General features: G+C 42.4%; 29 protein-coding genes and 2 tRNA genes. 11 read left to right on the forward strand and 20 right to left on the reverse strand.

Translation table 11 applies throughout. From position 1 onward, the window contains the following. Positions 1-213 precede the first annotated feature (213 nt). Together KRP56_01285 and KRP56_01290 are read right to left on the reverse strand one after the other, a co-directional pair. Positions 214-612 (reverse strand): hypothetical protein, encoded by a 399-nt coding sequence (locus KRP56_01285; protein UAL07922.1) that lies wholly within the window; start codon positions 610-612, stop codon positions 214-216. A gap of 44 nt (positions 613-656) precedes the next feature. Then, positions 657-732: transfer RNA gene (locus KRP56_01290), tRNA-Val, on the reverse strand. Positions 733-813: 81 nt separating this feature from the next. Here KRP56_01290 and KRP56_01295 point away from each other — a divergent pair. Further along, a complete protein-coding gene (locus KRP56_01295) occupies positions 814-2205 on the forward strand; it encodes an aldehyde dehydrogenase family protein (GenBank protein ID UAL07923.1) in 1392 nt (463 codons plus the stop codon). Between the two features lie 2 nt (positions 2206-2207). Here the strand turns inward: KRP56_01295 and KRP56_01300 are convergent, their stop codons facing one another. Genes KRP56_01300 through KRP56_01310 form a run of 3 tightly spaced genes read right to left on the reverse strand, consistent with a single transcriptional unit; the run spans position 2208 to position 4512 of the window. After that, on the reverse strand, positions 2208-2897 hold the full coding sequence (locus tag KRP56_01300; protein ID UAL07924.1) for an anaerobic ribonucleoside-triphosphate reductase activating protein: 690 nt from the start codon (positions 2895-2897) through the stop codon (positions 2208-2210). 1 nt (position 2898) lies between these two features. Then, positions 2899-3810 (reverse strand): ACT domain protein, encoded by a 912-nt coding sequence (locus KRP56_01305; protein ID UAL07925.1) that lies wholly within the window; start codon positions 3808-3810, stop codon positions 2899-2901. 33 nt (positions 3811-3843) lie between these two features. Then, positions 3844-4512, reverse strand: coding sequence for a hypothetical protein (locus KRP56_01310; GenBank protein ID UAL07926.1), 669 nt, complete (start codon positions 4510-4512; stop codon positions 3844-3846). Positions 4513-4591: 79 nt separating this feature from the next. Here KRP56_01310 and KRP56_01315 point away from each other — a divergent pair. Continuing rightward, positions 4592-4674, forward strand: a tRNA-Leu gene (locus KRP56_01315). 5 nt (positions 4675-4679) lie between these two features. Here KRP56_01315 and KRP56_01320 read toward each other — a convergent pair. Next, the gene (locus KRP56_01320; GenBank protein ID UAL07927.1) at positions 4680-5411 is read right to left on the reverse strand and encodes a 4Fe-4S dicluster domain-containing protein; all 732 of its coding nucleotides are present in this window, start codon (positions 5409-5411) and stop codon (positions 4680-4682) included. Between the two features lie 260 nt (positions 5412-5671). Here KRP56_01320 and KRP56_01325 point away from each other — a divergent pair, with 260 nt between their 5' ends. Then, a complete protein-coding gene (locus KRP56_01325; GenBank protein UAL07928.1) occupies positions 5672-6490 on the forward strand; it encodes a DUF2099 family protein in 819 nt (272 codons plus the stop codon). Between the two features lie 6 nt (positions 6491-6496). Here KRP56_01325 and larC read toward each other — a convergent pair whose 3' ends face one another. Beyond that, the gene (larC, locus tag KRP56_01330; protein UAL07929.1) at positions 6497-7663 is read right to left on the reverse strand and encodes a nickel pincer cofactor biosynthesis protein LarC; all 1167 of its coding nucleotides are present in this window, start codon (positions 7661-7663) and stop codon (positions 6497-6499) included. Continuing rightward, positions 7660-8409 (reverse strand): nickel pincer cofactor biosynthesis protein LarB, encoded by a 750-nt coding sequence (larB, locus tag KRP56_01335; GenBank protein ID UAL07930.1) that lies wholly within the window; start codon positions 8407-8409, stop codon positions 7660-7662. The genes larC and larB overlap by 4 nt, the downstream gene beginning before the upstream one ends. Positions 8410-8590: 181 nt before the next feature. On the opposite strand from larB, the gene KRP56_01340 reads away from it, so the two are divergent. After that, positions 8591-8866, forward strand: a complete 276-nt coding sequence (locus KRP56_01340) for a DUF5654 family protein (protein UAL07931.1) — start codon at positions 8591-8593, stop codon at positions 8864-8866. 15 nt (positions 8867-8881) lie between these two features. Here KRP56_01340 and KRP56_01345 read toward each other — a convergent pair whose 3' ends face one another. Beyond that, the gene (locus tag KRP56_01345) at positions 8882-10048 is read right to left on the reverse strand and encodes an ATP-binding protein (GenBank protein ID UAL07932.1); all 1167 of its coding nucleotides are present in this window, start codon (positions 10046-10048) and stop codon (positions 8882-8884) included. A 232-nt stretch (positions 10049-10280) separates the two neighbouring features. Here KRP56_01345 and KRP56_01350 point away from each other — a divergent pair, with 232 nt between their 5' ends. Both KRP56_01350 and KRP56_01355 read left to right on the forward strand, forming a co-directional pair. Continuing rightward, complete coding sequence (locus tag KRP56_01350) at positions 10281-10730, forward strand: hypothetical protein (GenBank protein ID UAL07933.1); 450 nt, start codon at positions 10281-10283, stop codon at positions 10728-10730. A 24-nt stretch (positions 10731-10754) separates the two neighbouring features. After that, on the forward strand, positions 10755-11186 hold the full coding sequence (locus KRP56_01355) for a DNA-binding protein (protein ID UAL07934.1): 432 nt from the start codon (positions 10755-10757) through the stop codon (positions 11184-11186). A gap of 3 nt (positions 11187-11189) precedes the next feature. On the opposite strand, the gene KRP56_01360 is transcribed toward KRP56_01355, so the two are convergent. Genes KRP56_01360 through radA form a run of 5 tightly spaced genes read right to left on the reverse strand, consistent with a single transcriptional unit; the run spans position 11190 to position 15080 of the window. After that, complete coding sequence (locus tag KRP56_01360) at positions 11190-11486, reverse strand: hypothetical protein (protein UAL07935.1); 297 nt, start codon at positions 11484-11486, stop codon at positions 11190-11192. Between the two features lie 57 nt (positions 11487-11543). After that, positions 11544-12281 carry a geranylgeranylglyceryl/heptaprenylglyceryl phosphate synthase gene (locus tag KRP56_01365; GenBank protein UAL07936.1) on the reverse strand — a complete coding sequence of 246 codons (738 nt, stop codon included), beginning with the start codon at positions 12279-12281 and terminating at the stop codon, positions 11544-11546. Continuing rightward, complete coding sequence (locus KRP56_01370; protein ID UAL07937.1) at positions 12278-13096, reverse strand: UbiA family prenyltransferase; 819 nt, start codon at positions 13094-13096, stop codon at positions 12278-12280. Before KRP56_01370 ends, KRP56_01365 begins: the two co-directional genes overlap by 4 nt. A gap of 31 nt (positions 13097-13127) precedes the next feature. Further along, positions 13128-14123 (reverse strand): methyltransferase domain-containing protein, encoded by a 996-nt coding sequence (locus KRP56_01375; protein ID UAL07938.1) that lies wholly within the window; start codon positions 14121-14123, stop codon positions 13128-13130. A gap of 15 nt (positions 14124-14138) precedes the next feature. Next, a complete protein-coding gene (gene radA / locus KRP56_01380) occupies positions 14139-15080 on the reverse strand; it encodes a DNA repair and recombination protein RadA (GenBank protein UAL07939.1) in 942 nt (313 codons plus the stop codon). 158 nt (positions 15081-15238) lie between these two features. On the opposite strand from radA, the gene KRP56_01385 reads away from it, so the two are divergent. After that, the gene (locus KRP56_01385) at positions 15239-15610 is read left to right on the forward strand and encodes a hypothetical protein (protein UAL07940.1); all 372 of its coding nucleotides are present in this window, start codon (positions 15239-15241) and stop codon (positions 15608-15610) included. A 44-nt stretch (positions 15611-15654) separates the two neighbouring features. On the opposite strand, the gene cca is transcribed toward KRP56_01385, so the two are convergent. After that, complete coding sequence (gene cca, locus KRP56_01390; protein UAL07941.1) at positions 15655-16977, reverse strand: CCA tRNA nucleotidyltransferase; 1323 nt, start codon at positions 16975-16977, stop codon at positions 15655-15657. Positions 16978-17113: 136 nt separating this feature from the next. Between cca and KRP56_01395 the strand changes: the two genes are divergently transcribed. Beyond that, complete coding sequence (locus KRP56_01395) at positions 17114-18487, forward strand: hypothetical protein (protein UAL07942.1); 1374 nt, start codon at positions 17114-17116, stop codon at positions 18485-18487. On the opposite strand, the gene KRP56_01400 is transcribed toward KRP56_01395, so the two are convergent. Continuing rightward, positions 18477-19325: an MBL fold metallo-hydrolase gene (locus KRP56_01400; GenBank protein UAL07943.1), complete on the reverse strand. Its 849-nt coding sequence runs from the start codon at positions 19323-19325 to the stop codon at positions 18477-18479. The genes KRP56_01395 and KRP56_01400 overlap by 11 nt on opposite strands. Positions 19326-19404: 79 nt before the next feature. Here KRP56_01400 and KRP56_01405 point away from each other — a divergent pair, with 79 nt between their 5' ends. Both KRP56_01405 and KRP56_01410 read left to right on the forward strand, forming a co-directional pair. Then, positions 19405-20694: an amidohydrolase family protein gene (locus KRP56_01405; protein UAL07944.1), complete on the forward strand. Its 1290-nt coding sequence runs from the start codon at positions 19405-19407 to the stop codon at positions 20692-20694. After that, the gene (locus KRP56_01410; protein ID UAL07945.1) at positions 20682-21548 is read left to right on the forward strand and encodes a hypothetical protein; all 867 of its coding nucleotides are present in this window, start codon (positions 20682-20684) and stop codon (positions 21546-21548) included. Before KRP56_01405 ends, KRP56_01410 begins: the two co-directional genes overlap by 13 nt. Positions 21549-21567: 19 nt before the next feature. Here KRP56_01410 and cls read toward each other — a convergent pair whose 3' ends face one another. From cls to KRP56_01430, 4 genes are all read right to left on the reverse strand, one after another. Continuing rightward, complete coding sequence (gene cls, locus KRP56_01415) at positions 21568-23046, reverse strand: cardiolipin synthase (GenBank protein ID UAL07946.1); 1479 nt, start codon at positions 23044-23046, stop codon at positions 21568-21570. Between the two features lie 42 nt (positions 23047-23088). Beyond that, the gene (locus KRP56_01420; GenBank protein ID UAL07947.1) at positions 23089-23538 is read right to left on the reverse strand and encodes a potassium channel family protein; all 450 of its coding nucleotides are present in this window, start codon (positions 23536-23538) and stop codon (positions 23089-23091) included. Next, entirely contained in the window at positions 23535-23978 is a 444-nt protein-coding gene (locus KRP56_01425; protein UAL07948.1) for a potassium channel family protein, read from the reverse strand. The genes KRP56_01420 and KRP56_01425 overlap by 4 nt, the downstream gene beginning before the upstream one ends. 64 nt (positions 23979-24042) lie before the next feature. Then, complete coding sequence (locus KRP56_01430; GenBank protein ID UAL07949.1) at positions 24043-25554, reverse strand: catalase; 1512 nt, start codon at positions 25552-25554, stop codon at positions 24043-24045. 96 nt (positions 25555-25650) lie between these two features. Between KRP56_01430 and KRP56_01435 the strand changes: the two genes are divergently transcribed. Beyond that, a complete protein-coding gene (locus KRP56_01435; GenBank protein ID UAL07950.1) occupies positions 25651-25866 on the forward strand; it encodes a hypothetical protein in 216 nt (71 codons plus the stop codon). The last annotated feature ends 62 nt before the right edge of the window (positions 25867-25928 follow it).

Genomic DNA, 25928 nt, shown 5'->3' on the forward strand with positions numbered 1-25928 from the left:
TACTATTGTTAATATTTTTATTGTACATATGTGCATTTTTTGTAAATAAAATATATATAGTATATACTTCGATAGATGGAGTATGCAACCATCCAAATGGTTGCTGAACTCCAAAGGATTCCGTAATTCTTCCTCTGGGAATCTCGCGGGGAGCAAAATATCTCCAATAAAAAAGGCGAGGAAATGGACGGGAAACTCGCCTCTTTTTATATTTTAAAAAAGTTTGCTGCATATGGGCACTTGACGGCAAGCCGAGGATGCAAAATAGACTTGGATCTTATATCCCTTTTCGATCAAAGGACTAAAAGAATGTTGCCAACCATTCATAGAAAGTTCTTCAGGAATAAGAACAACGTTATTTCTGTCCGGTCCGCACATGGATTCTATGTAGAATGTTAATTCTCTTGGAAAAAGATATCTCGCGGTCGAATCCCTATCAAGAAGTATTATGTTGGCGGAAGGATCTTGTTTAAGAACCTCCTCCCTTACAATCTTGATAAGGCCCTTCGTGCCTTCTTCGCGCAGACCAGCAATTGTTCTTAAAGAACTGTCGCTGACGAACTTTTCAACAACCAATCTTGGATCTCCTTCTGCAGGACACGCATTGACCATGAAGATGGTAGTGACTTGAGTATTATTACTCTTTATTGTAAAAATGGTGGACCCGGCCGGATTTGAACCGGCGACCTTCGCCGTGTGAAGGCGACGTCATAACCCCTAGACCACGAGTCCGTCAAAAGACTGTAAAGTTTTTCCCTATTTAACGTTCATGTCTGAAAAGATTTTAGATAGGTCTAACACTACGTGGTAACCATGACAGGCCTAGTCCATAGAGAGGCGTACGACGACAACAAATTCGAGACCGCATTTCAGGCAATCCTTCAGATGGACAAAAGAGATTATCCTTCGTACATAGGCGGATTGATGATAGCATCAGGTGTCGATTATCCGTTATGCAGTCCTATTGATGAGAGTATACGTTTTGGAACACTTCAAGAATCAGAGCAAGGGATCGCAGATGAAGCAGTCAATGCGGCATTAAGAACATTCGAAGAATGGTCAGTGAAGACTGTGACCGAAAGGATGCAGACGATCGAGAAGATATACGAGCTCCTGGAGGGGCAGAGATACAGGCTCGCAGCAGCTGTTCTTGTATCTTCTGGAATGACCCGGCAGGAATCTCTGATAGAGGTGGATACTCTATTGGAGATAATTGAAGAAGCGATCGATAAAATTAAACAATCATGTGGAAAACCGATGGGCCCATGGGCCATAATAGCTTCTCACAGTTCACCATTGGCGTCACCAATAGGGTATGCAATGGTCGCAATGTTAGCCGGAAATACGACAGTCGTTATGCCTAGCAAGTATACTCCAATACCTGTGTTCATGGTCTATGACCTGTGCGTAAAGGCTGGACTTCCCGATGGGGTCTTCAATTTGATCATAGACCGTAATGATCAGACACAGATGGATCTTGCAAACGATGAATTACTGGCAGGCGTGGTTGTATCTGGTCCAGGCAAGTCATTTGAAGAGATGATGTTCCTAATGGTCGATGATCAACTTTCGTTCTATAACGAGTTGAAGGGCATGAACCCCATTCTAATCTATAAGCCCGCAGATATGAAGAAGGCTGTAAAGGACGTGTTGGATTCTGCTTTCAGATACATGGGTCAAGGACTGTATTCGACTTCGAAGGTCGTAGTGACCATCGAGGATCAAAAAAGATTCATGGACGTCTTCATGGAGCAGGTAAAAACACTTAAGATCGCTGATCCGTCAGAAAAGGATGCATTCTGCGGTCCATTGATCTCTAAAGATAGCAAAAAGGCATTCGATTCATTTATTGCGAAAATGACACCCAATATCATGTACGGTGGGAAGCCAGTGATCTCTGAGTTCACACAGAATGGATCATATGTTACACCACTTGTGGTCACAGGGTTAGATGATGAGGATGATGAGGCATACATGGACCTGGGGCTTCCGGTGCTGTATATCAAGATGGTATCGGATCTGGATGAGGCATTCGAAGAGCTTGCTTATACTGAATGCGGGCTTTCTGCAGGTATATTTTCAAAAGATCAAAGGGTGATCGACAGATTCAAGGCCGAATCCGATATTCCAATTGTATTCATCAATGATTCCAGTCGTTCATTAAAACCTGGCATCTATGCGAATATCGAGAATTTTGTTAAATGAGGTCAAATATCCCTTATACAAACATTTTTTACAAACCTTTTAGCACTTTTACCAAGGAGAGTCAATTCTGCTTGAGAATAGGGTTTGATCTTAGACATAGTCGGGTCTGATGTTTTACTGGGGTCAAATTGTACAATGGTGTAACGTTTTGTGAATTGTATCTCTTTAGCGATCTCCATGATGGTATTTTCATTGATGATATCTGGTATCGCTACGGTCCTGAAGATATTGTCGACCTTCGATTCTTTGATCACAGATATGCTCTCTTTTATGACAGAGATATCAATTGGTTTTCCAGCCAAACGTGAGTACAGATCAGTTTTCAAGGGAGCCATAAGATTCATGCATACGCAATCCACAAGTTTTGCGCCAACAAGATCATCTATGGTCTCAGGGTGCATCCCATTGGTGTCAAGTCTGATAGCTATCTTTCTTTTTTTCAAGTCCTTCAACAACTTGTATAGGTCAGGAGAACAAGACGGTTCACCGCCAGATACCACTATGCCGGTAAGAAAATCCAGTTTGCCGTCTATGTAATCCAATATCTCCTGTTGAGCTATTTCTTCCTCTACATCTTTGAATCTTTGATTGCAATAGGGACAGTTAAGATCACAGCCGGATAGGATGATCTTACAGGCATTCTTCCCTTCCCAGTCACGCAGTGTGGTCTTAGTGAAACCTGCAATCGTCATCTCAGTTGAGTTTCCTGATGCCTTCGAGTTCGTATATGCCCTTCAGTTCTTTGTAGTACTCATTAATGACCTTAGGCAGTTCTTCATAGGTGATATTGGCGTTCTTCATGTCTGCCACGATCTCCAATGACATGGTCTGATAAGCGATCATTATCTTAGAAAATACCGATATAAGATTGATATTCGTTTTCGCAACGATATCAAGGGCCTTGTTGATACTTCCGGGGCAATCAGGTATCTTCATGTTCACTTCGATCAATTTTGTGTCTTGTTTGAAGAATACGATGGACACTATCCAAGAACTCATGTCGAGGGTCAGCATGACCTCGGTGTTGTTGATATCTGTCAACACATCTCCATATTCGACAGAAAGGTCGAATGTACCATCTGTGAAAGTGACAGGTGCGCCGTGCCTGAGCTCTTCTTTTACTGTTCCACTGTCGGATTCCTTTCTGAAGATACGTCCTATCTTGGCAGGTTTCATGCTGATGTATTTTATTTTCTCCACTGACGGGTCGTTAGCTTCTTTCAAGCTCGTGAATCTCTCTTTTATGATCTCCCCTTCACCAGCAAAGTTGAGTTCAGCCATGATGCTCCAGATAATGGTAGTATCTGATATGCCGTTCAGAGATACGGAATTAAGAATATTGACGCCCTGATCACTAAGGAACTTAGCGGATTGAACGGTTGAACCGGGAACATCTTCCATGAATATGTTGACCTGTGTGAGGGTACGGAAGTTCTCTTGAGGATACATGGACAGGATGAGTTCGTATCTCTTAGGCCCTTTCTCCGGGTATTTGAAAAGTGTGCTGTAGATATATCCGCCCTCGACAAGGCCCATCACGCCTGCTAGCCATTTATCGATCTTGATCTTGTTATCTTCGATCTTTGTGAATTCCCAGCTCTTCATGCCATTCCCTTCTTTATCCTGATTATTTCTGTATCATATATCTTTTCGGTCTATGTTTTTAATAGATACTGTTGGCCTAGTCCATATGGGGTCTTCTTTTTCAGTGGATCTAAGGTCCGCGATTAGGTTTGATATGCTGCCAGCCTGTTCCTTAGAATTTGCCAAATGATCAAGGGTCTTCTTTATGTGAGCTCCTCTTTCTTTTATATCTGTCAAACTAAGGGCATCATCGATCAATATCGAGGCTTCCTTGAGTTTTGCTTTTGCCTTTTCAAGTTTTCTTATGCTTTTTTCAATATCAGAGACATCTGTTTTATTGGCTCTTGTGAATCCGTATCTGCTCGGCATAAGCATCTTTTGGCCAATGTTATAGGAGCAAACCGTACATTTCCTTTTGACCTCGACAATATTACCATCGAGCGACATGTTCTTTATGGGAGACATGGAATTTCTGCATACAGGACATGTTTCCGGAAGATCTTTTTTTACTTCATGATAGTCTATCTCTATTTTGATGAGATTTCTTTCAACACCGATGCGTCTTATGCGTTCTCCTGTTGCGCGATAATCTTTATCAAGTTTTGAAAGTTGGTGGTTCACTATCTCTACAAGTTCTCTCTGGCTTCCAACATGGGGTGTGAGAATCAAGGCAGCTCTTATGGCCTTTGACAATGTTTCCTCATCGGGGACCTTATAGGACATAAGGGTGCATTGCTGTCGTGTCTAATAACTATGCCCGAGGGAACTTATTATTAATGAGATAGGCAATCGGAAGCTTGTAGCGGGGGTAGCCTAGCTGGCCAAAGGCGCGGGACTTAAGATCCCGTACTTAGTGTTCCATGGGTTCGAATCCCATCCCCCGCACTCGATCATCTGAATAGTTTTTTGATGGCATTCAGAGGTGTGAATACAGGTTCGATGAGTCTTCTGCCATGTCCGATCACGAATGCGCATTGCATTTTCTTCTGTTTTGGAACTTCATTAAAAAATTCAGCGATCTTTTCAGGCGATTCTCTGGCAGCTTCCATAATGATCACCGAATAGAATCCGGAGATCCCCATAGAGAATCCCTTTCTTTGGATCTTCATTGAAGCGAGCATGGCATCTTCCTGTTCTTTTGCAAATATGAATAGTACCTGTTGGCTTTCCCAGAGTACAGGGTTCGGTTCCATCAAATCATGTTCTTTGCGCCATTTTTCCCATTCTTTCACAATAGGTGTCGTGGAAGCCTTGTCCTTTACAATGCTCCAGACCAGTTCCATGAATGAATTCAGGCGTTCTCCTTTCAGGGATATGAGATCGATCCTGTCTTCGGGTCTTACCGCGGTATGAGTGGCAGCATCGAACAGGAACGCAAATTCCTCATCAGAAATCAGTCTGCCATCGAACCACTTGCTCTTTTTGGTATCATCATCATCGTTTTTCAATTGAATTGCGCCTTTTGGACAAACAGAAACACAATGGGAGCATTCAATGCAACCGGTATTTTGTTCTACAGCTTTTTTGTCGATGATCTTGATATTTTCTTTTAAGCAAGCAGATGCACATTTTTTGCAACCGATACATTTGTCTGTGTCAATGATCAGATGATTCATGGTCATTTCAGTATAGGCATCAAATGTATTAATTCAACGGATTCGACACTATCAGATTTTTATATCCTCATTACAGTGATATCCTGGGTTTTGGTCATAGTTAATATGAAGCTCACAGCGGGTCTTCTAGAGAACATGCCATAGCAGTAAAAATCGAGCAATTCATTCGATACAAGTTCTGATGAGAGCGTGTAAATACTGATACTCTGTCAGTCTCGGGTTCTGGTCAAATGGAACAGGTTGTAAATCAATGAAGGAGGGGTCAGATGGATAAACATGTAATGGAAGCATTGGGAGTCGCCAGAGTAACAATAGTGGATGGCAAGGTTGTGGATGTGACAGAGCCGAAGATCAAATATTGCCCACTTTTTAAAAAATACCGTAATATCGATGAGATCAACACTCAGACGGTCAAAGATAACATGGAGTTTCGCATCAGTAATTTCGGCATGTGTACCAATGATAGAAAAACAACAATGGAATATTTCTTGAATTTTGGAATATCTGAGATCCTTTGTCTTGCATGTAAGGATAAGAAGCTAGATGCGGTTGTTATCGCTGCGGATGGATGCGGTACTGTAGTTTTGGATGACCCGTCTACAATTCAAGGCATGGGCGGGAGGATATCGGCCATAATTGAGACATCTCCTTCTGAAAAGGTCATCAATGATATTGGCGCCAATAGAGTGTTGGATCCGATCACGGCAAGAATAGATCAAGATGCAGGCGTAGAGAAAGCTTTTGCAATGGGCTATTCCAGGATAGGGGTGACCACGCCTTATGCGGAGAAAGCAAAGATGTTCCGTGAGAAATATGGTGACAAAATAATGATCTTTGGAGTTCATACTACAGGAATATCGGAGGAACAGGCCAATATGTTCTTTGATAACGCAGATGTTATTACAGCGTGCGCGTCCAAATGGGTGCGCGAGGTTGCAAAAAACAAAGCGCTGCTTCAGGCAGGTACAAAGGTACCAGTATATGGCGCAAGCAAAGAAGGGGCGGACCTGATGTGGGCAAAATTGAGAGAACTTGGTAAGCAGCCAGATACTGAGCTGACCGATGGGCCACGCCCATTGCTCTGATTTTATTTACTTACGATTTATGACTTTTCTAAGTTCGATCACAGGGATCCCTTTTTCTTTTGATATCTTTTCGAGGTCTTCGAATTCAAGTTTTTCTTTTTCTATTCCAAATCCTTTAGATCTTTTTATTCTGACCTTTCCGAATTCTGTATCTATTTGCTCAATTTCGGACATCATCTCATAACGGTCTTTCTTGTCAATCCTAACGCCTATTGTGGATGTATTTTTTAGTATGATCTTTGAGAGGTTGTCAACATCATTCGGACGACAGATACAGGTAAGCATCGATCCAGGACGTCCTTTTTTCATTATTATGGGAATAATGAATGCATCCAATGCCCCATTCTGAAAAATAACATCCAGGGTTATCGAAAGATCTTCTGGATACATGTCATCTACGTTGCATGATATCTCGCATATTTGCGGCAGGTCCTCTTTCGTATCTCCGAGGAATGCCCGCATGAAATTGGCCATATGGAAGTCGTTTTTACCCATCCCATAACCTACACGATCGAAGGTCATAAGCGGCATATATGCGAACCTGTTAGCGAAATGTCTTATTATTGCTGCACCGGTCGGAGTACAGAATTCTCCTTCGATATCTCCTGCGAAAGATGGAATGCCACGGAGTATGAATTCCGTTGCTGGTGCGGGTATAGGGAGTATGCCGTGCATACATTTCACGTGTCCTTTGCCAGTATGTACGGGAGATGCGATTATCTGTTCAGGGTCCAGCATTTCGATCAATAGACACGCGCCAATAACATCTGTGACCGCATCAAGCATCCCTACTTCATGAAAATGTATATTCTCAACAGGAATTCCATGTGCGTTGGATTCTGCTTCGGCAATCAGATCGTAGATCTTCTTTGCATCGGTTTTGACTTTTTTTGAGACTTTAAGCGAATCGATCAAACATCCTATGTTTTCCTGTGTGGCATGGTGGTGATTATGTTTCTCACAATCTTCTTCTTCACCATGTATATTCACTTTCATGTGATTTCCTATAATACTGGATTTTTCTGAGCGTTCTAAGCATACCTCAACACCAGGAATATTCAGGTTGTTCAGTTCTCTTACTATCTCGTTAGGGTTAGAAAGGAGACCTGCCAGTGAGGCCATTATCATGTCTCCGGAGGCGCCTGTTGAGCATTCCATATAAAGTGTTCTCATTGCCTTTCACCTATCTGATTGATCATACTTGCAAGATATCCCGCTCCGAATCCGTTGTCGATATTGACAACGCTAACTCCGCTTGCACAGGAGTTTAACATCGAAAGTAAAGCTGAAACGCCTTCGAAAGAGGCACCATATCCAACCGAAGTAGGTACTGCAATGACAGGCACATCTACAAGACCGCCTACTACGCTCACAAGTGCCCCCTCCATCCCGGCTACGGCAATAACGACCTTTGCGCCCATTATGATGTCAAGATTGGCGATCAGTCTGTGCAATCCCGCAACACCCACATCATATACACGTTCAACTTTGTTTCCAAGGGCCTCTGATGTAAGGGCTGCTTCTTCGGCTACTGGAATATCGCTGGTACCTCCAGTGACCACAGCTATGAATCCGTTTCCAGGAGGGATGGGCATTTTGCCAATTATGCAGACCTTTGCATTCTTGTGATATATTGTGTCGGTTTCATTTTTTATAAGATAATCGGCGCCATCGTCATCAATTCTTGTGACCAATACGCAGTCGGTGTCTTTTTTGATGGATCTTACGATGCCCAGTAGTTGTTCCGGGGTCTTTCCTGCGCCGTATACAACTTCTGCTGCTCCTTGTCTCAATATGCGGTGGTGGTCTATCTTTGCGTATCCAAGGTCTTCGAATGGATCCTTTCTGAGTTTAAGAGCGGCTTCTTCTGGCGATATCGTGCCACTGCGTACATCGTTCATGAGTTTTATCAGATCCATATCAGTATCCTCTGTGTATGTTCAATGAGACGCAATTGAACTACTCGGATAAAGTAATTTCAATGGAACATGAACATTCTAATAGGAATATACAGTGATGTAGATCATTGGTATTTTGATATCATTTATTCATTGTCAAAAAGAACTATATAATCATATTTCGTGAAGACCAGTGATACATATGGCAGAAGTAAAAGTCCGGTCAGAAGCAAAGTTCAAAGTCCAGTTGCTAGAGGCAATGTCTTCACTGATTGTTGCCGCTTTTGGATTGGTAGCTGCACTCGCATGGAACGAGGCTATAAAAGCGTTGATCAATCAGATATTCAAGTCAGAAGACGACACAATCGGACTTGTAGTATACGCAGTAGTAGTCACAGTGCTCGCAGTAGTAATGACGTTGCTAATAACCAGGGCTGTAAAGAAAGCAAAGATAGCAGCTGGCGAAGTTGAGGAATGATAAGTTCCAGACAATTCAGAATTTAAACCTTTTCTCATTATTTCTCTTTGAAAGTTTGAATCTGGTGGCAGCGTAATTAAGAAGATCAGTACCGTTGAGGTCGATGCTCGAGGGTCCTGAACGTACAAAGAAAGTCTCGTTCTTGCCGTCTATTAAAAACACAGGCATGTTGCTTTTTTGACAGGTAACCCTCATCACACCCTTTCCATCAAAATCTACAAGTCTGAAAGATATGAAATGAAGGAAGTCGTTGCCGATCTGATTGGCGATAAGATGTGTCATGTGCAGGTTGAGTTTATCGCGGTTTTCAAAACTGTCTTCATCGATACCGATAACATTCCCATCATCTGATATGCCTATCAACAATGTTCCACCGTCTGTATTTAGGAATGCGACCAATGTTTTCAGCACCGCCTTTTCGATTCTTGGGTCCTTTTCTCCAGTTGCAAGATTTGTTCTAAGGGTGGATTTGTATTCGACCTTTTCATTTTCACCACACTTTATTGATTTTTTTATCTCCTGTATCTCATATTCCTCGAGACCCATGGTACCTACGTTGGATTCCAAGTATTTGTTTACAGTATATTTGAAAAGTCCGTTGTGTTTGTTAAGATAGAATATAACAGCTACCAAAATCGTTCCAATAAACACTGTTGTGAACTGCCCCATCACATCATCCAGTGTGGGTGAGGAGCTATTCTTTATGACATGAATGTAAAAGGAAATCACGTTAAGTATGAGGTACATAGAAATACCTACACTGACGGAGACGAAGGAAGTAAGGAATGGCCTTTCATTTTTAACGTTCGGCATTGTTTTCAGCAGCGAATAAGTAATTATCATTCCTGCAAGTCCCAGAACTACTCCGAAGAGGATATTCACCGGTACTGATATTATGTAAGCATCGTCGTATCTTCTCCCTATCAGGATGAGGAGCATTATAATGACCAGCATTATGATCATTGCTGGTGGAATATGTACGATCCTTTTCTCTGTGAACAAGGCATCTATGAGTATGAACATAATTAAGAGTGCCAGAACACAGTCATCGTATGCTTCTAACACGATACTGGAAGCGAATATGGCAATTGTTATGATAAAGAGAAGAACATATGTTATGTACAGCGTTTTGCTCGTATACAATTCTGTCTTTTCTTTATTATTTTCGACAGTTCCTTCCATAGGACATTATATGTCAGCATGTTAATAATCTTAGCCGAAATTTTTTCAATAGGGATATTTAAAAACATTACTTTTTTAATACTTCATTCAAAAGAATACGTCTTTTTTTATAAACCACGACTTTTATTCTTTATATATGATTTTATAAATCCAAATACTACGTGGCATAAAGAAATTATATTACAAAGGGTTTTAAATAGTACATTCTGGTACACAGTCTGGAGAAATATACTTGGCAGGGCCTATTTTAAATACACCTAAGGTTACTGAGACTAAACCCGCTGGCACAGGTACCAGACCAACAGGTACCAGTACTAGACCAGCTGGCACAGGTACCAGACCAACAGGTACAGGTACCAGACCTTCGGGCACTGGTAACAAACCCAGGGGTTACGGTAATAAATCGAGACAAAAAACGAAAGAGAGCACAAAAAGACAATCGATGCTCAATACGCACAGGATTGCGCCTTTCAAGTATGATATGAACGAGGTCTTGTCTGCTTCTTCTATGGACCCTTCAAAAGCTTCTTCTTTTTTGGCAACCATTATTGCGAAGTCATCTCGTGTATCTACAAGGGATGCAAAAGATTTTGCTAAGACATTTATCGATTCAGAAGATCTGAGCAAAGAAGAATACGATAAAATCGGTAGATTGTTGGACAAATATAGTAAGTATCGCTGAGGTGGGCTTATCAGGTCTGCAGAGATGTCCGTTGGTAGGGTCTTCATACTTAGATTGGAGACTGGTGAGATGATCCACGAAGTACTTGAGAAGTTCTGTCGTGACAATGGCATATCTTATGCGACCTTGAGTATCGTTGGTGGTGTAGATAAGGGTTCCAAAATGGTTTCCGGCCCTACATTACCAATAACCGATAGGATAGTACCATACATACACACAATAGATTCTGAATCCGAGGTCACAGGTTTTGGTACTATTGTTCCAGATCAAGATGGCAATCCCGTAATGCACATGCATGGGTCTGTTGGCAGAGAGGGAGACTCCTCAACAGGATGTTTTCGTGCAGGTATGATAGCCTGGCTTGTTTTAGAGGTCGTTGTGATCGAACTCAAGGGAAAAGGTCCTGTAAGGAAGAAAGATCCAATTACAGGATTTAAGGTCCTTGAGATCGATTAAATCTCATTTTCTGTTATATGTGTCATCAAAATTATTGAAGACATTATCCGTATAGTTGTTAATACGGACTGCATCTTGCTTATCTGGTACGACGAACCCACTTAAAGGAAACTCAGAGTCACAATAAGGACATCTGACATTAGGACAATTTTGATTCGCTTTAGGGCAATATTTGCATGCTACCGCTCTCGATTGAAAAAGACTGAATTCCTTTCCGCACGAAGGGCAAAGGAACCTTTTTGCAGCTATTTTAAGATCCTTTGTAATTCCTGCTGCTTTTTCCTCTGGTGTCAGCCACATTGGGGCTTTGGCTGAGATAGGTCGGCTGTATGCAGGTGGATTCGACAAGTTATCCCTTCAAACTCCTTTTGACTCTTTTATGACAGATCTCAACAATAAGTCATCAGTACAGGTTTCTATGAATGTACCTGTTACTATCGCGTTTGCTCCAGCTTTTCTTGCGGCCTTTGCAGCTTCTGGAGTTCTAATACCCCCTCCGACAATTAGAGGTATGGATATGGCCTTTCTAACGGCAGTGATCATTGCAAGAGGTACAGGTGTTCCTGCACCGCTTCCTGCTTCTAAATAGACAAAGTCCATTCCAAGCATTTCGCATGCAAGTGCATATCCTACGGCTTTTTCATATTCGTCCTGTTTAATTAGGTCCGCTTTTCCAACTTGCCCAACTTTCATTCCAGGTTCTATAATGATATATCCCATTGATATTGGTTCAATACCCGATTTTTTGATATATATCGCAGCTCCGGCCTGTGCTTTGATCACAAAGAATGGATCAGCACTGTTTACCATGCTCATGAAAAATATTGCGTCCACTTCTTTAGACAGGGCCTGCGGTCCTGCAGGGAAATAAATCGTAGGAATTTCTGCGCTTTCTCTAATGGCTTTTGCCGTAGCATTGAGATTTTCGTTGTTGATACCTGTGGAACCGCCGATCATAATGGCGTCAGTACCTGCCCGTTTTACTTTTAGAGCGATCTTTGCAGCCTCTTCTGGGCTTTGCTTATCTGGATCGATAAGTGTCATATGGACCGTTCCGTTCTTCATTTTATCAAGTAGATACTGCTTTACCGTCATTGGATAACACCCAATATGAACGCGACCAAGGCAACCAGCATGGCAAATTTTGCCATCTTTTGACTCTTATGTGCGTCACTGAAAAGTAACCATGCACAATATATAAACATTGCATCTGCCACGAATACTAGGCAATATAGCACGTTGAACATATCTGCAAAGAATGGATAGATACTTAATACTGGACCAGCAATGTAAAAGATCGCAGCGAGGATAGAAGCTTTTTTCACTCCTATCTTCATAGGCAAAGTATTCCTTTGACCTTCATCAGATTTCATGTCTTCAATATCCTTCGCGATCTCACGACCGATACTGACAAGCATTGCCATGGCAGCGATCACGAGGTTGCCTTGAATATTACCAACAACTGCGCCACCGAACAAAAATACCATTCCAGTCAATACAGCAATCGTGATGTTACCCATGAAGCCACGTTGTTTTAATCCCAGCTCATATGCGATCATGAATATGGACGCGGCGAGAACAATAACAGAGATCTCCAGAGAGCCCATCAGTAGAGAAAGAATACACGCAATCGTTAGACCGCCGATTCCACAATACAATGCATTTTTAGGAGGTATTTGTCCCATCGGTAAAGGGCGGTCGGGGTGTCCTATCTTATCGACCTCACGGTCGATGTAATCATTCAAGGAATTACCTCCTGCTATGAACGCGATGACGATAAAACAAGAAATTATTAGACTTACCAGATGGTCTCCGATGTTTGTGCCAACGGCTATGAAAGCTCCGATGATGACACCAAGAATCCCCATGATGCCGTTACCCAGCCTAAATAGACGGAGGTACTTGTTCATATCGAGCAATAGTGGGCAAATTTAATAAACCTTATTGATGCGTGTGAAAAATGTGGTAATATCTGGATAGGGATCCGTGAACAAATTGTTCGAATGTTGTTTCCAATGTCATAGTATCACACGAGATTTGATGAGGTAATACAACACCAGCTCTAGAATCTGGTTCAAGTACCCTAGGTATTGTCTTCAGGGCACGAGAATATATTTGATCTATGTTTTCTCCGCCAGTTTTGGTGCTTCTTCCATAAGGAGGGTCGGTGGCGACAGCATTTATCCCGTCAAAGAGTTCAGGAATATCTCCAATATCTGCAACGGCAAAATCATCAAGCTTCAAGCCGTAGAAATTCATATTTTCCTGGCATCCGATGATCATTTCCTCATCAAAATCGGATGCGATCGTTTTCATGCCCATTTCTGCAGCTTCTATTAAAATTCCGCCAGTGCCACAGAAGGGGTCAAGAACGACCCCTCCTCTTTTCACTCCTGTGAGATTGACGAGGGCCCTGGCATATTTGGGATGTAAGGAAATAGGGGAAAAAAACGGCCTTTCTCCGACCTTTCTCTTTTCAAGAAGATTTTTGTCTATGGTTTTCTCTTCAATGAACAGATTGATGCTATCACTCATATTCATACGAACGATTATGTCTGGCTCTTTTAGATTAACGTCATTATGTTTCGAAAGGACCTTACCAACATCTCTTGTGAGTTTTTGGGAGTCTACGTCTTTCATTAGGCCTTCAAATCTTTTTCCACGTACGGCAAAACTTCCTTCTGGCAATTCGATCTTTTCTATTTCAGATGTATCTCCAGGAGTACATGCCCCCAAATATCTACCGATACTGTGGGTAAGTGATATGCGGTCCGCGATTGAATCAAGACATTCAGAGTCGAATGAGGCTATGAGGTATCCCGGACCGCTCTTTATTATATGGTATTCTTCACATTCGGCTTCTATGCACCGCATTGCCTCAGCTGCGGGCATGTTTTTACATTCACCGAGCAGGTCGAAGTAATATGTGAGATACACGAGACCCTTAATTCGTCAGTCCTTAATACCATCTTCGGTGACTGAGAATACAGCTTCTCCTTCTGGGAGGTTTGGCGAGTCTATCAATCTAGCAATTCTTTTTCCAGCTTTTCCTTTTCTCAGATAGATACGGAAAGTCGCGGTGTGTCCTACTACATGCCCTCCTATTGGTCTCGTGGGATCCCCGAAGAATGCATCTGGCTTGGACGCTACTTGATTGGTAACTGCAATAACAGAATTGTTGAGTGTTGCAAAATTAAGGAGATCATGCATATGTTTGTTCAAGATCTGCTGTCTTTCTGCAAGTGCACCTCTTCCCAGATACTCTGCCCTAAAGTGCGATGTAAGTGAATCGACGATAAGAAGTCTAACTTTGACAGTTTGCGCTAATTCTAATGCTTTGTCTACCAATAGTATTTGGTGTTGGGAATTGTAGGCCCTTGCCACATGTATTCTTTTTAATGTTGCATCAGGGTCCACGCCCAGATAGGTAGACATCTGGATTATCCTTTCAGGTCTGAAGGTGTTCTCGGTGTCGATTATTATGACGTCGGAATCCAAGCCTCCTTTTTCTTCAGGTAATGTGGCATTGACGGCCAGTTGAAAACATACTTGAGTTTTGCAACTTCCGAATTCTCCAAAGAATTCAACTATGGATTGACTTTCTAACCCACCATTCATCAATTCATTGAATGCTTTGGATCCGGTTGTTAGTTTTGTAACAGCTCTGCGACGTTCGAGGATGTTGTCTCCAGTTTCGAATCCGCCTATATCCGCACAAAGCTTAGCACCTTCTATGATGTCCATCGCTTTCTTTTCTCCGATCTCGCATGTTTCTGCGAGATCTTTGGGAGCTGCCACTGCGATGGCCATAAGATCAGTATAACCTGCCTCACGGAGTTTTTCTGATATTGCGGGGCCCACTCCCGGTATGTCTTCTAGGGTTTTTTTGGCCATTGATAATCACTGTGTTTCAATAGTCGGATTCTATATTTAAGTCGAACAGGGAGGGGTCACCGAATAATCCGAAACTACTGAAAGTGTGCATTAATTAATTGAGAACAAAGTTTTGTTAAGTAAATGTTTATATGTGAGATTTAGAATCAGACTAACCGATGGCGAAGAAGAAGAGACGTATCACCGAAGAGCCCATAGAGGACTATGAATTCAAGCCAAAGGAGTTTGACGAGCGTGAATTCATCTACAAGGATATCCACGGAACAAAGATTCTGATGGTAATTACTATCCTAGCGATAGTATTCGGTATTGTGGCCGCGGTGCTCTGTCATTATGGGCCTGATTGGATGTGGTATCTGGTTACGATATTGTCTCTTTCTATCGCGGTCGGACTTAAGAAGATACTTATAATGATGAAATTCAGGCCAGATCTTCTTGACGGTAAGACAATGTATGCGAATTATTTCCTGTTCTTGTGTCTTGCGTTGGGAATATGTATTGTGTTCCTCAATCCGCCGTTCTTCAGTTGAACGTTGAAACTTTTTTTTAATTATTTGTCCAACGATTGTGTTGGTCAGATATCCCAACTTGCTTTGGGATCCAATAGTTCGGTCAAAAGCACGGGATTTGTTTTATCAAGAGAATTCTCGTGATCAAGCACTTTCATCGTGTCAGGATCTATTTCCCTGCCGATGCCTGCAATCGCAGCTTCATCTGTAATCATTTCTTGCGCAGTAAAATACATTCTTTCGGCAATAACATTCCAGCAACCATCCTCTATGAATGGTTTTCCGTATTCGTTATTTTTCCATTTCGTAAGAAATGATGCTGCGGTCTTAACGTATACTGGCGGGCCTATATGTTTGTAGGTTTTGGACAGTATGTCGCGTTCTAGTTCGAAAGCTATCTCAAGAGTTTTATCATTCATGCTATGAACGGCGCGTAATACGTTATAATCGAAATCATTTAGTTTTTTGGTCAGAGCATATTGCGTTTTCCAAAGTTGTGAATAAAGGTTATCTTCAATGACATTAGGTTTTTTGAAAATGACCGTAATGATCCTTGAACCATGTTCATCCGTCTTTTTCTGCAATTCCTCTCTTGTCATAGGTATTCTATCGACAGGGAAGAAGAATTTTTCTGAGGGATAATCCAAGTATGCCTTCGCGGCAACCATGAATAGAGAAAGAGTGTCTATGTGTACTGCAGATGCCACATTTCTTTTTTCGTCCACGGGGTCATATACAATCAGAGGGCCGATCATCGGAGGTCCTCTCTTTTCAATGGTTATAGCGGTTCCTTCTTTCCATTCAGTGGAGGCTTCAAGGGCACTTTTAAAGTTACCGTACTTCACGATTAGTAATTCGCACAAGTAGCCTGAGAATCCTCTGGTGTTGGGTTCGGCACCATACGCTTCAATGCCCTTCATGAAGGCTTTTAGGAGGCGTACCTGATCTCTTTGTTCCTCATTCATATGAGACAGTATGTAGTCTGTATGGAATGGCGTGCGATCAACAGAGGTCTGTAGTTTTGTTGTATTCTGAATATCAATGCCTGGAACAAGATCAACATCCAACCCATTGTAGACGCCCCTGGTGTATGGATGTTCGGAATACATGCGTGTTCCATGGAGGATGTCTTCTCCCACCTTCAAGCCCACTGTTTCTAAAACAGAGTGTGCTGTGCCTTCTGGAAATAGTATAAAAAGATCCAGGTCTGGATCAGATAGATATGTTCCTTTTGCGAAGGACCCTACAAGTCTGACCTTTATATCCATGTCATTCTTTTTCAAGTAATCTTTGACAATGGATGTCAGATCGTTGGCAGTCTTCGTTATCGTCACGATCTCTTCATCGGTCGGTTTGATCTTTTTCAATACCGTGGATTCGGTACTCATTGATTGATGATACATGGCAAGGATTTAAAACTGTTCCAAGAACGTCCTGTTATATTATGGCCAAATATTATTCAATACTTGTATTGGATTTGGTTCATTCATTTTAAATATCTTGCAATGCGTAAAACTAACGATTATGCCTGATGAACCTGGCGGAGGTAAAAATTGCAAATGTCAGACCTCTAGGAGCAGTGCTGGGGTCTCGGATGGGATACCGAAGGTTCCGATAATCTATGTGAAGGAGTCCAAGGATAGTTACACCGCGTTGATGTGGATAAATTATCCAAGTATCACAGAGATCAACGAAGGCGAATCCCAGAAGGCGATTCAGTCAAGGTTCATCGAGATCGTTGGTAGGGATTATGAGCAGACAGCGAAAAGACAGAAAGTCTATCTTCTATCTACCAAGAGGAAGGCAATCGTTGTCATTTTGGTTCTTCTGTTAAGCTGTATACCATTGATACCTGTTTTGTTGCCCACATACACTGTTGATACTACAGTAGTAACCATGAGCGATCCTGACATAACAGGGAGTACATACGCCGAGGGCAAGATCCTCATCGAACAAGTGGAAGATGATGATGTGGTGGAATATGATATAAGTTTTACAGGCGTGGCTCAGTCATGCACATGGTATCTATTCTGCAATGAGGACACTGTTTACAAGGTTCAGGGAAATAGCTATGTCAAGCGCGACTATACAAAAATAGGTACAGGACAGAGCATCACCATATCTGATTCTGTGATGCACATAGGTTCCTATCAGATAAAACTTGTAACCGAGGCCGATGTTTTCACTGATACGGTTGTGATCGATGGTAACATCGATACTACATATTCCTGGAAATTTGTAGGTGTAGGGGGCTCTTCTGTCTTGAACAGTATCGATATTCCATATAGATTCATGGATTATTATGATTATTACGAAGAATCGGACATCAGTAGAGTAGCGTATAATAGAGTATCGGACTTTGCTGTTGTTGGCACAGTGATAGAAGATCTTGTCGAGAAGCTCAACAATGAATATACGAATCATTATGGTATCGTGGACAGTGATTGGTATGCCAATTATCTATTGGCATTTGTTCAAGAATGTTTTGATTATCCTTCTTGGTCTGAATATCCGGATCTGTATATTTACGGTCAGTATGAGTATTATGCATATCCGATGGAGACGCTGTTCCGCGGCATAGGTGATTGTGAGGACACGGCAATACTATGTTCGACATTATTTGATTATGCGGGATACGATGCAGCAGTTGTTTTGTTGTATACAGAATCGTCAGAAGGAAAGACCGTAGGACATTCCACATCAGCGGTGAGCCTGGTCAAATTGGTCACAAGTTATAATGTCAACGATTCAAGTTTCAGTTATTCAGAGATGACATATAACGATGTCAAGTATTATCTTTGTGAAACGGCCACATCAGATCAGCTTGCTGCAGGGTATATTCAGAGCATGTACCTCGATGCAAGTAAATTGATCTTTCCTGTCACGATCAATGATTGATGGGTGCCGACGGAGGGAACCACTCATCATTGAAGCATTCTGCTTCTGTTATGATTATCGAGTCGTCATCGATTTCTAGGACCATCCTGTCCTTTCCAGCTATGGTCCGGTAGCCGGTAATGTTCTCTGCCATTGCAGCTTGTTTTGATGGGTCTTCATGGATCATAACAATGCCAAAATGAATAAAGATCGTTAGTTCTGGTTTTACACGGCTTATGAATTTCACAGCATCTTCAGTGCAAAGATGGAAGTTGATATGAAGGCCAAATGGAGCTGTAACAGGCAGTATCAGGACGCGTGAGCCTTTGTACTGGTCTGCGATCTCGTCAGAGTACTGAGTATCGCTGACATATGATACAATTCCATATTCCGTCATAAATCTAAAACCAACATTGGTAGGGTCACTGTGATCGGCTTTACAGATTTCCGTACGAAGGCCGTCCACGTTTAGAACATCACCGGGTTCGAATACAGTAGCATTTTCTGCGATCTCTATATGGTGCGATGATAAACAGGGTCCAAGGCCGCATCTGCCTTCCAAGACAGTGGGGCTTCCATAGATATTTCCTCTTTTTACCCATCCGCCACGGGTCATTCCTTCTATGACCACTTCCGCATCGGAGTAATGATCAGGATGTGCATGAGAGATTATGACGGAGTCGGTATTCACTGGGTCATAGTGAATATTTTTCATCTGGGTCAGTGCACCCGGTCCAGGGTCGATGTGAAGGTGATGCCCATTATCATGTTCGATCAGCATTCCACCGGTGCATCTTGTTTGATACATAGCGGAATGTCTGCCTCCGCCCGTTCCGAGAAATGTTATCTTGAACACCATGCCCACGTAATGAGGGGGAATATATTTCCTTTTTTTCTATTTACGAAATGGTTAATATTTACGAGAGCATCCACCATCTATGATTACGGTCATCCGGGATGCATGGATTGTGACACAGAATTCGACAAGGCAGGTCACAAAGGGAGATCTGGTCATCGATGGGGAAGTCATCATTCAGGTAGGTGGGGTCTATGATGGTACAGGTGAGATCGAGATAGATGCCACTGGTGACATAGTAATGCCAGGACTCATAAACACTCATTCTCACGTAGCAATGTCTGTTATGAAAGGTGTGGTCGATGATCTGACATTTTCAGATTTTTTGAACAAAGTGTTCAAGATCGATTCTGACAGGACGGATGAGGACCTTGAGATAGGTACTAAGCTTGGATGCATGGAAATGATGCGCAGCGGTACCACAACATTCGTTGACATGTATTATTCCGAAGATGTGATTGCAAAGGCAGTACAGGAAACGGGTATGAGAGGTGTTTTGTGTTGGTGTGTTCTCGATCAGGAATTTACTACACAAACAGGCAGTCCTCTTCAGAATTGTAAAAATTTCCATCATAGATTCAAAGAACAGAGAAAGATCCTACCAGGAGTCGGTCTTCAAGGTGTATATGTGTGCAATGAAGAGACCTGTACAGATGCTGCAGATTTTGCGCGTGAGGTCAATGTTCCACTCACCCTTCATCTTTCTGAAACAAGAGGAGAGGTCAACGATCATAAAAAGAAGACAGGGATGAGGCCAGCCGAATGGCTCTCAAATATCGGTGTTCTCGGACCAAATGTCATTGCTGCTCATTCCGCATGGATGACCCTAAATGAAGTCAGATTGATGGGAGAGGCAAAAATGTCCATTTCTTCCTGCCCTGTTTCCAATATGAAGTTGGCAACAGGGGGGGTCGCTCCAATTCCAGAGTATCAGAAGTACGGGGTCAATGTTTCAATTGGTACGGACGGTAGTACGACCAATAACAGCCTGGATATGCTATCGGAGATGAAGATACTTGGGTTACTTCAGAAATCCAGTAGATGGGATCCCACTGTTACACCGGCGCAGGACCTTTTGGATTTTGCTACTATTAACGGTGCAAAGGCCATAGGCATGCAGGACCTTCTTGGTTCTATCGAGGTCGGCAAATATGCAGATATTGTCATACTTGACGGAAAGGCCCCCAATCTAAGACCGATCTTAAGAGAGAATATTGTGGCAAATATTGTGTATTCTTCGTCAGCAATAGATGTGAAAATGGTGATATGCCAGGGAGACATAATTGTATCAGAGGGCAAGGTCACGACCATGTACCCGGAAGATGTCCTCGATAGATCCGAGGAGATCTGGAAAAAATTATGTCTGAGATGAGAATGGATGATGAGAGGGTCACATTCGGTGTGACAGGGTGGGAGGCAGCGGCGCGCAGCAATATGTTCTGTGCAGACATGCATTTCCATACCAATTGTTCAGATTCTTATACGGATGCTAACAGTCTTGTGAAGCTTGCCCGTAAAAGAGAGACCGGGGTTGCAATAACGGATCATAATCTTATCGATACTTTGAGAAAGATCGATCTGAAAAAAACGGATGTAATGATAATCCCCGGAATGGAAGTAAGTACCACGGACGGACCCCATGTGTTGGTCTATTTTTATGAGATGAAGGATCTGGAAGATTTCTGGGTAAGAGAAATACGTCCGAGGTTGTGTGCTCGTCCTTGGCTTGCCCTCAATGATTGTTCCACTGAGACATTGTTGGATCTGCTGGAACATGAGAACTGTGTTGTGTCGGCAGCGCACCCTATGGGGTATTTTCATTCCGATAAGGGTGTGGAGATATGTCATGTCAAAGGGCGCATATCTGAAGAAGTGGTCAAGAGAGTGGATGCATATGAGGTCATATGCAGCGGTATGACCCATCAAAGCAATTTGGACGCTCTTGCCGCGGCAGACCGTCATGGGCTTTCATATACCGGTGGTACGGACGGTCATCTGCTTTGTGAGGTTGGTAACGTTGTCACAGCATGTGATGCCAGAGATAGGTACGATTTTTTAGAAATGATCGTCAAAGGCAGGTCTAAGATCATCGGGCGGGAAAAGACATCAATCGAGAAGATACAGATGGGTTCTGCTTCTTTTTCCAAGTTCGTTGAACACGCGCCCTCTTCAGTTATAACTAAGATCACACACAATACAGGTGTTGCCGCAAGAAAGAAGCGTTGAGCTTATAGACTCTGGCACATTATAGTTGACCGCTGAACATCTTGGAGATGCTGGTGTTGAATTTTTGTAATTTTGTTCTTTTAGAATACATCTTCATTGTGTATTCAGAACAATAATTCAGATCATCAATGAAGGCATCCTCCATCTTTTTTCCTATTTCTTTTGAATAGATCATCATATTCGTTTCGAAATTGAGCAGGACGCTTCTCTCATCAAGATTGGCAGATCCCACTGTGCAGTAGAATCCGTCAGCGACCATTGTTTTCGAGTGTACGAATCCGCGATTGTACTCGTAGATCTTCACACCCGATTTCATCAGTATGTTGGCGTAATAACGGTTGGCCCAATATACGAACAGATGGTCTCCGACATGCGGTATTATGATCCTCACATCAACACCGGAATGTGCTGAATTACGTATAGAATCCATTAATGTTGAATCGGGTTCAAGGTACGGGGTGTGGATGTACAATGTTTGCCTGGCACAGTTGATTATATTAAGATATTGTATTTGGATAGGATTAGAAGACCTTACGTCTGGACCACCGGAGATCAATTGAAGGCTCTCGTGTCCGGTGAGGTCTATGTCTTTTATGTCCTTTGGATAGAACCTGGGATCTAGGACGATATCCTCTTTGGTCGCGTATCTCCAATCGGCCAAGAATCTGAATTGCGTTGCCAATACTTCTGGTCCGACGATCCTTACCGCCGAATCTCTCCAAAATCCCAGAGGGCCCTTTCCAAGATATTCGTCACCGATGTTATACCCGCCGACATACGCTATCTTGCAATCTATAACTGCTATCTTGCGATGGTTCCTATTATTCTTTCTGGGACTTAGTAGGCATGTTAGGGTGCTGTGGAACAGAGAGTAGTGCCCGCCTGCTTTCTTGAATTCCATTATCTTCTTTTTCGGACCTTTGTTATTACCAACGGCATCGATCATCAATCTGACATCTACGCCTGTTTTGACGCGATCTATCAGAATATCCATGAGTTTGTTGGAGATCTCATCATTCCTGACTATATAGTATTCGAAATTGATGGTTTTCTCTGCTTTGCTGAGATCATCCAATAATTTTTCAAAATATTCCTGACTTTCAGGCAGATATTCTATCTTGTTGCAGTTGCTATATAATTCTGAACCGGCACTGTGCAAGGTCTTGACGATTCTAAGCTTATCTTTGTTCTCAGGATGATCGGACAACTCCGTCTCTATCATCTTTTCGATCTCTTGATTAACTTTCTTTCCTACTTCATCTTCCTGATCACTGTCGGTCTTGGCCTTCTTTTTGAAGGTCTTCTCTGAATAAAATGTCTGACCTAAGAACAGATAGAGAATAAAACCCAAAATTGGCAATAGGAGGAGTATGATGACCCAGAGCAACATGGATTTCGGATCGCTGTTTTCCCAGAAAAGCAATATGAATATCAGTACGACGTCTATTATCAATATCAAAAATAATAGATTTTCCAGGACTAATCCGATGAGGTCCATGAATATAGTCTTGTCTTGTTGGAATAAATAGATTATGTAACTTTACAGATCCTTATCAGAGGCCAGTCTGTCTTTTAGTTCTTCGGTGATCTTGTTAAGTTCCGATTTTATATCTGCAATATCTTCGTCGCTGATCTTAACGCCTTCTCCACGAAGTTTCTCTACTTTGCGTCCGATGCTTATTGTGATACGTTTTTCTTTTTTGAATGCGGCTCTATCTTGTATTATCTGGATCAGTCCTTTGCCGATGACCGATGAACTTGCAAGGGTCAATGTACACACACAGATCAGGAAAACGCCTGTGAGTATACGATGATCAGGAGATACGGTGATATCGCCATATCCTACAGTGAAAGCGGATGTGACCACAAAATATACAGAATCGACTGAGGACCATCCTTCTATGTGGGAATACATGACAGTACCGAATACTATTACGGCGCATATTATCAAAGACGCGGCCAATATCTGATGGATGACGTCGGATATCATTTTCCATCTTCCTCCATCATCGTCTTTTTCAGTATCTCGTCAATGATCTCCCTTTGTACATTATTTTTATCAGCCCATCTGTATAGTGCATCTTGCCGTCTTTTTTCTCCTGCTTTTTTAAGGGCATTCAGTGTTCTGTTCCGACGGGAATATTTTTTGAGGATCCAGGTACCAACGATCGAGACCGACGCGAGGAATCCAGTTATACCGAATATTATGAAGAGTGTTGTTAGGATCTTACCCGTGTTGGTCACAGGGCATACATCCCCGTAGCCAATGCTGAAAAGGGTCTGTACGGTGAAATAGAAAGAATTGCCGTATGTGAGACCTTCCACTAGACTGAACATTATGGTTCCGATAACGATCAAGCATGCAATGTAAGATGCGGCAATTAAAAGCCTGAACGCGGTTTTGGACGATTTTATGTCCTGGAAACTCATGGTACTGAAATCGAAGTATTGGTTATAAATCAGCAACACTTGATATTCGGTACGTTACCGAATCTCAGGGCTTTGTCGACTCCAGAAGTGACTTATTATCCAATTTGGAGAGTTCTTTGACTCTTTCTATGTTCAGATCCATAGCATGTGCCAAACCTAGTCCGTACTCGTGATCTGCGAGATAACAGTGTGCGGCATGACGGTATTTTATGCTTTTCGATACCGATTTCATATCTGTCGCTGTATTGTTGATCAGTACAGTTCTTTGTTCAGGACTCATGAGTCTATAAAGATCTCCGGGTTGGTAGAAGCAATCGTCAGTCACATCGTCTTTCGGTTCATATTTTCCAATGATGCCTGTAAGGTTCATCTGAGGTTCTTCGTATTCAGGTTGTTCCTTCCACAGACCAAAACTGTTCGGTTCATATCCTTTTGTGGAACCATAATTTCCATCAACACGCATTTGTCCGTCGCGATGGTATGAATTGACGGGACATTTGGCTTTGTTAACTGGGATCTGATTGTGATTCACTCCAAGGCGATATCTCTGCGCGTCACCGTATGAGAACAATCTTCCTTGCAACAGTTTGTCAGGGGATAGTCCTATTCCAGGTACCAGGTGCGCCGGGTTGAACGCGGCTTGTTCTACTTCTGCAAAGTAATTCTCTGGATTTCTATTGAGTTCAAGGACACCGACCTCCATCATAGGGAATTCTTTATGTTTCCACACCTTTGTTATATCGAATGGGTTCTCCCTGTAACAATTGGCTTGTTCTTCGGTCATGATCTGGAAGTACAGGGTCCAACGAGGGAATTCCTTTCTTTCTATCGCTTCGTAAAGGTCCCTTTGATTACTTTCTCTGTCCTTACCGATGATCTCTGCTGCTTCCTCATTTGTTATGTTCTTAATACCCTGTTGTGTCTTAAAGTGGAATTTTACCCAAAAACGTTCATTATCCTTGTTGATAAGGCTGTAGGTGTGGCTTCCGAATCCATGCATATGTCTGAAAGATGCAGGTATTCCACGGTCGGACATCACTATCGTGACCTGATGTAAGGCCTCAGGGAGGGAAGACCAGAAATCCCAATTGCTTTCCGCAGAATGCATATTGGTCCGGGGATCGCGTTTTACGACATGATTCAGGTCTGAGAAGTGATGGGCATCTCTTATGAAGAATACAGGCGTATTGTTACCTACAAGGTCCCAGTTTCCCTCTTCAGTGTAATATTTCATTGCAAATCCACGAATGTCCCTTTCAGCATCCGCTGCACCGCGTTCTCCTGCAACGGTGGAGAATCTGACGAAAACTTCGGTCTTCTTTCCATTTTCAAAAACCTTTGCTTTGGTGTATTTCGAGACATCATGTGTTGCGGTAAAAGTACCGAATGCTCCGCTGCCTTTTGCATGCATTCTGCGTTCAGGGATCACTTCCCTATCGAAATGTGCTAATTTCTCTACTAACCACAGGTCTTGCATGACGAGTGGCCCTCTGGGCCCTGCGGTAGCTGAATTTTGGTTGTTGGTCACAGGTGAACCGACCTCTGTGGTCAGTTTGTTAGTTTTGTCATCAGTCATGTTATCACATCCAAATGGCCGGAGGTCCAACCGCATTATACATCCGGGTCCAATCTATTTAATAGACACGGAAAACCTATCTATTTGTGGAGAAAAATGAACAGCGATAATTCTGATAGGATATACAGGGAAATATTGGACATCATGTCCAAAATGTCAAAGGAGTCTTCTCCCGGGGAAATGCTTGACGGCTTAGTTAATGCAACGGCAGATGTGATAGTCGGTACAAGTCAGAGACCGGAGGTTACAGCTCAGGAATTCTGCGATAGCTTGAGGATGATCGTAGGTCAAATGGCAGGCATCAAAGATTGATCCAACGTTTCCATATCGATCAATAAATAATTTAGCTCCAAGGAATCGTTTATATCATATTA

The sequence above is a fragment of the Candidatus Methanogranum gryphiswaldense genome (assembly GCA_019262145.1).
In the GTDB taxonomy this organism is placed as follows: domain Archaea; phylum Thermoplasmatota; class Thermoplasmata; order Methanomassiliicoccales; family Methanomethylophilaceae; genus Methanogranum; species Methanogranum gryphiswaldense.